Source organism: Methanobacterium alcaliphilum (assembly GCF_023227715.1).
GTDB lineage: Archaea > Methanobacteriota > Methanobacteria > Methanobacteriales > Methanobacteriaceae > Methanobacterium_E > Methanobacterium_E alcaliphilum.
Map to the genome: position 1 here is coordinate 1 of NZ_JALKIF010000039.1, position 523 is coordinate 523.

Below are 523 nucleotides of genomic sequence, written 5' to 3' on the forward strand. Positions count from 1 at the left end.
AATGGAGGTGAAAAATGATGAGAAGAAAGCAATTGATTTTGATTTTGACTGTTTTTGTTTTGGCGGCAGTGATGATGGGTTCTGCTTCTGCTGTGGATTCTTCAGGTGATTTTTTGAATGAATCTGATGGGGCGGATGTGCCATCTGTTGATAATGATTCGAGTTCTCTTCCCAGCACAACCAATACTGAGGTGGTTGACCCTATTATTGGTGTGGATGTGAATTATGAATATTCGGATGATAAAATAAACCCTGAAATCACCGTGAAAGATGAAAACGGAGAAAAAATCAACTACAACAAAACCATAAATCCTATATTCGGATATTATGAACTAAGTTTCTTCTACAATGCAACCAACGGCACAATATTCAACATAACCGTTTCAGCACCAGGATACATCACACAAACACAACAAATAAGCGTATACGCAGACCCAAACAACCCCACAGACCCCAACTACTACGGAAACGCCATATTCAATATGAATGCAACAGCAGCCTACAAACTAGGGCGTGAAGTAAC

The 523-nt window shown here is 39.6% G+C and carries 1 pseudogene; it reads left to right on the forward strand.

The annotated features are described in order from the left end of the window. Nucleotides 1-17 precede the first annotated feature (17 nt). Nucleotides 18-523 (forward strand): annotated as a pseudogene (locus MXE27_RS11765) (hypothetical protein); the annotation flags it as partial.